A 2,447-nucleotide genomic window follows, 5' to 3' on the forward strand; every position below is an offset into this window, starting at 1 on the left:
CCGTGGCCGGCCGCATGCCTGGCCACATGAACGTGCTGCTCGCCGAAGCCAATGTGCCTTACGACGAAGTGTTCGAGCTCGAGGACATCAACTCTGAATTCGCGCAGGCCGATGTGGCCTATGTCATTGGCGCCAACGACGTCACCAACCCTTCGGCCCGCGACGACAAGTCGTCGCCGATCTACGGCATGCCGATCCTCGATGTCGACAAGGCGCGCACCTGCCTGTTCGTCAAGCGCTCGCTCGGCTCCGGCTATGCCGGCATCGACAACACGCTGTTCTACAAGGACGGCACCATGATGTTGCTCGGCGACGCCAAGAAGATGACCGAGGAAATCGTCAAGGCCATGGATCACTGAGTTCCAGACGTCAGCTGGCAACCGGCCTCACCGATCTCACGGCAGGATCGGCAAGAGTTCAGTGAGAAAAAACAGGGAGCTCATCAGCCCTGTCACAGGCATAAAATGAACAGAGGGAAGCCTGCAGGGACCAATGCTGTGGCTGTCGGCCAGGTCATCCAGCAAAACCAGTTCTGGGCTGTGACCAAAAACACGCAATGCCGCCATTTCCTCCGGATCCTCCTTGCGAGGTACGCAAAGAACGAATTCGAAACCGGTCTCGGCAAGGCTAAGGCCGCGCCAATGCCGCGCCCTTCTCCCCCGCCGCCATGTCCCAGGAGAAGGGCCACCTGTCATTTCGCCTCACGAATTGTCCAACGTTCCCGAAAACCGAGCGAGTCGGTCTCGTGTGACGTTCGTGCATCCGACTATATTCTCGCTTTTGTCGTCCGCGGCGTTGCCAGGAGCAAGCTTGTCTCGCTCCCAGTTATGCCTTGCAGGAGACGAATGCGTCGTAGGATGGAATCGAAATCAGTCAGGGAGCGTGCACTGATTTCGACCACCAGATCCCAACGGCCATTGGTGGTGTGGATCGCGGAAACCTCGGGAAATCCTCCCAACCCCTTTATGACACGCGCGGTCGCGTGACCCTCGATTTCAACCAACATGATGCCGCGCACGGCCTGGTCGACCGCGTCCGCGCGCAGGATTACCGTATAGCCGATAATATCCCCAGCGGCCTCCAGCCGCTCCATGCGCGAGCGCACTGTGGCGCGCGAAACCCCGAGCTCACTGGCCAGGTCTGAAATTGACCGGCGAGCATCGTGACGCAGGACGGTGATGAGCCGTTGGTTTAGCGAGTCCATAGGGGTCCATATCGGCATATAAAACGAGCAATCTGATAAGCTGATTTGATGCTTTTGCCAAACTGTTCTCTTCACCTCGCCACTCCGCGCCGGTTCAATGTCGTGAGTGAGGGAGAGCTTTGGATGCGCATTAGAATCATTGGTGCACCAGTACAGGATGGCGCCGGCCGCATGGGTTGCGAGATGGGGCCGAGCGCGTTGCGCACAGCCGGACTGGTCGCTACTCTGCAGGAATTAGGCCATGAGGTGGAGGACTGGGGCACAGTGCAACCCGCCGCTGCGCAGCCTCTCGTCCACGACAACACCGCGCTGAAGTCCCTGCCACAGATCGCGGCGTGGACAAAAGCCATTGCCGAGACTGCCTTCCTGGCCTGCGACGATGCGATGCCGATCTTTCTTGGTGGCGACCATTCCATGACCGCCGGCAGCCTGTCTGGCGTGGCGCATCGCGCGGCCGAGCAGGGCAGGCCGCTTTTCGTGCTCTGGCTCGATGCACATCCCGACTTTCATACGCTTGACACGACAGCCAGCGGGAATTTGCATGGCGTACCGCTCGCCTATGCCAGCGGCCAGCCAGGCTTTGCCGGCTATTTCCCCGATCTTAAGACACCGGTCGATCCGGGGCGTATCTGTGCAATGGGCTTACGAAGCGTGGACGTGGCAGAGCGGACCGCTCTCAACGTGGCCGGTGTGACCGCGCACGACATGCGCGCCATTGATGAGCACGGCATCGGCAAGCTGTTGCGCACATTTCTTGCCGGCGTCGAGGCGGAACAGGGGATGTTGCACGTCTCGCTCGATGTCGATTTTCTCGACCCTGCCATAGCGCCGGCTGTCGGCACCACCGCGGCGCCCGAAAAAGCGGCATGAATTTGCAAGCCGACACCGCAACTGACTTCAGACAGAAGTCGAGCCGCGTGGCTGTCGGCCTAACCGTGAAGATGCGGACAAGCGCCATCTGCCGAAAGCCCGCTGCTGCGAAAGGCGCGGCGGGGCCTCACCTCGAAGCTGCAGTGTCATGATCCGTGAGGCTAGGTCTTCTCTCCAGCGCTGGGCGAGTTGTAACGGGCGGAGAGCCTCTCTCACATATGCGGCGCAGGTCACCCTCCGGAGACCAGCGCAGGAATGGCCAAAGGCTCATTCGCCTCGTCAAGGATCGAGAAACTATAGCGACCCTGCGCGTCAAGGTCGACGGAGTAGCTCAGGCGGTCCAGTATGTTGTTATCCTGGTCGAAAGTGACGA

The 2,447-nt window shown here is 60.2% G+C and carries 3 protein-coding genes and 1 pseudogene; 2 read left to right on the forward strand and 2 right to left on the reverse strand.

What is annotated here, in order from left to right:
- On the forward strand, nt 1-359 hold a 359-nt coding region (locus EN993_RS34585), incomplete at its 5' end, for an NAD(P)(+) transhydrogenase (Re/Si-specific) subunit beta (protein ID WP_164758012.1).
- Nucleotides 360-395: 36 nt separating this feature from the next.
- Here EN993_RS34585 and EN993_RS37250 read toward each other — a convergent pair.
- Both EN993_RS37250 and EN993_RS34590 read right to left on the reverse strand, forming a co-directional pair.
- Entirely contained in the window at nt 396-566 is a 171-nt protein-coding gene (locus EN993_RS37250; RefSeq protein ID WP_164758013.1) for a hypothetical protein, read from the reverse strand.
- A gap of 200 nt (nt 567-766) precedes the next feature.
- Nucleotides 767-1,204: an Lrp/AsnC family transcriptional regulator gene (locus EN993_RS34590; RefSeq protein WP_127266120.1), complete on the reverse strand. Its 438-nt coding sequence runs from the start codon at nt 1,202-1,204 to the stop codon at nt 767-769.
- Between the two features lie 123 nt (nt 1,205-1,327).
- On the opposite strand from EN993_RS34590, the pseudogene rocF reads away from it, so the two are divergent.
- Nucleotides 1,328-2,050: pseudogene (rocF, locus tag EN993_RS34595) on the forward strand (arginase); the annotation flags it as partial.
- Nucleotides 2,051-2,447: the final 397 nt, after the last annotated feature.

This window comes from Mesorhizobium sp. M7D.F.Ca.US.004.01.2.1 (genome assembly GCF_003997785.1).
Taxonomy (GTDB): domain Bacteria; phylum Pseudomonadota; class Alphaproteobacteria; order Rhizobiales; family Rhizobiaceae; genus Mesorhizobium; species Mesorhizobium loti.